This window comes from Mesorhizobium sp. M7A.F.Ca.CA.002.05.1.1 (assembly GCF_003998335.1).
In the GTDB taxonomy this organism is placed as follows: Bacteria; Pseudomonadota; Alphaproteobacteria; order Rhizobiales; family Rhizobiaceae; genus Mesorhizobium.
Map to the genome: position 1 here is coordinate 1 of NZ_RZQI01000942.1, position 2,246 is coordinate 2,246.

Genomic DNA, 2,246 nt, shown 5'->3' on the forward strand with positions numbered 1-2,246 from the left:
CGGTTTCCGCATGCGCTACCACCGGGCCGGGTCCGGTCGAGCCGCCGCCACCAACCTATGTCGAGCCGCCTCTGGCCGATTATGTGACGATGTACGCCGCTGTCAGCGACGGCGGCTTCGACTTGCCGGCCATCCCCGTCGACAAGATCGATCCGCAGTTCCTGCGTCAGATCGTTCCCGACCCGACGGGACAGAAGCCGGGAACCATAGTCGTCGATACCACCGGCCACTTCCTTTATCTGGTTCGTCCAGGCGGTCAGGCGATACGCTACGGTGTCGGCCTTGGCCGTGCCGGCTTCGAATGGTCTGGCGACGCCGTCGTTCAGTGGAAGCAGAAATGGCCGAAGTGGACGCCGCCGGACGAAATGATCGCCCGTCAGCCGGAATTGAAGCCCTATAGCGCCGACAATGGCGGCATGCCCGGCGGCCTGAAGAACCCGCTCGGCGCACGCGCGCTCTATCTGTTCCAGGGCAATGTCGACACGCTCTATCGTCTGCACGGCTCGCCTGAGTGGCGGTCGATCGGCAAGTCGGTCTCGTCAGGCTGCGTGCGTCTGATGAACCAGGACATTATCGACCTCTATGATCGCGTGCCCTCGAAGACTCCGGTCGTCGTGACCAGCGACGCCAGCCAACCCATGGTGGCGACGGCCAACCGGCAGGCGATTCCGATCGACGCCGGCGTGCCGGACGGATCGGTGCTGCTTGGACCGGTCAAGGCGATCACCAATTCGATCTTCTGATCTGCGGGGGCGTGACGAGGTTTGCCCCCTGAGGAGCTTTAGCTGTTCCTCAGCGGGCGCCAATGTAGCAACCTTCATGGACCATGCAGAGATTGCCGTCGCGCCGTGCAGGACGTTCACACCCTGATCTCCCTGGGGAGCGCACTTTAGGGGAACGGGCTCACTTCAGTCCCAGATGCAAGGACAGTCGATTTGCAGCTCCTCGAAGGTGCTTTTCCGCAGCTTTGCGAGCCTCTTGTGGATTCCCCTCCGCGATCGCGTTGAATATGGCGATATGCTCTTCCTGAACTTGGGAGAGTAGGGCATTTCGCAGCGAACTGGCGCGAGCCTTTCGGATAAAATTCCGTACATGCGACTCCAGGAAATTGGACATTTCCTTGAAATGCGGATTGCCGCAGGCATCGACGATCTCTCTGTGAAAGGCCATATCCTCCTCAACGCCGGCTTCATCGTTGTCGAACGCCCGCTGGATGGCATGCAATTGCATTTCAATCGCCGCAAGCTGCTTTGCTGAGCGCCGTTCGGCAGCCAAAGCTGTTGCAGCCGATTCCACCGCCATCAGAAGCTCGATGATGTTTTCAACATCCAATGCATCGGTCAGATCAACACCGGCCAATCGAAACGCCATCTCCTTCGTCTCGATTACGAACGCCCCTAGACCCTGCCGGGTTGCAACGAGTCCATCGCGTTTGAGGATGCCGATTGCTTCCCTGACGATCGGCCGGCTCACACCATATTTTTCCGATAGCTCGTGCTCCGTTGGCAGCTTGTCGCCCTTGGCGTGTGCGCCCGAAGTGATGTCACTCCTGATCCTCGAGGCTACGGAATCGGCAAGTGAAGGTCCTCGTCTAACCTTTTCATCATAAACCATACGGTGCTCCAACCATCGTCGCTTTCGGACGGCACATCTAAGCCGTTGTGGCTCTGTTGTACCCACGCTGCCGCGAATTTTCTTTTGTCAGAGTAGCAGATTTAACTTGTCAGGCAACCTGGCAATATGGTTCATTGGCAACTGCGGCATGCGGTACCAACGCCTTGCTGGTGCGCGAACGCTGGGATGTCGTGTCGGCAACGGTCCGAAGCGTGAGAACGCTCAGTCGCTGAGGTGACCGGTCGGGTCTTCGCAAGAACGGATAGAGAAACGGGAGGAAGCGCATGAATATTTTTGATGATCCGCAACGGTTACGCCGGCTTGCACAAGAGGCCACCGAATACACCGATTTCAATCGCCGGACTCTTCTGAAGAGTGTGGGCGGTCTGATCGGCGGCGCAGCGCTTGCAAGCACATCGATACTTGCCAGCGCCGAGGAAATAACGCCGCCCGCTGCCGGCAAGAAGGTGCGCATTGGCGTCCCGCTGACCTACGGGCCGTTCAATCAGCCGTGGCGCCGTGGCTGCTGGCAGATCGTCAAGGCGGTGCTCGATGCCGGAGGCGAGGTCGTCACGATTCGCGGCGAGCCGACAAAGCCAAGCGGACAGTCCGCCGAGCGGGCGCTGCTCGAC

The 2,246-nt window shown here is 59.6% G+C and carries 2 protein-coding genes and 1 pseudogene; 2 read left to right on the forward strand and 1 reads right to left on the reverse strand.

Translation table 11 applies throughout. From position 1 onward, the window contains the following. Nucleotides 1–743 (forward strand): L,D-transpeptidase (locus EN939_RS30835; RefSeq protein WP_164751372.1); only part of this gene is annotated, 743 nt, incomplete at its 5' end. 160 nt (nucleotides 744–903) lie between these two features. Here the strand turns inward: EN939_RS30835 and EN939_RS30840 are convergent. Continuing rightward, on the reverse strand, nucleotides 904–1,614 hold the full coding sequence (locus tag EN939_RS30840; protein ID WP_127269962.1) for a FadR/GntR family transcriptional regulator: 711 nt from the start codon (nucleotides 1,612–1,614) through the stop codon (nucleotides 904–906). 284 nt (nucleotides 1,615–1,898) lie between these two features. Here EN939_RS30840 and EN939_RS30845 point away from each other — a divergent pair. Continuing rightward, nucleotides 1,899–2,246: pseudogene (locus EN939_RS30845) on the forward strand (hypothetical protein); the annotation flags it as partial.

Excerpts from the sequence above, each read along its gene's own strand:
- EN939_RS30840 (WP_127269962.1), bottom strand. The coding sequence starts at position 1,614 with ATGGTTTATGATGAAAAGGTTAGACGAGGACCTTCACTTGCCGATTCC.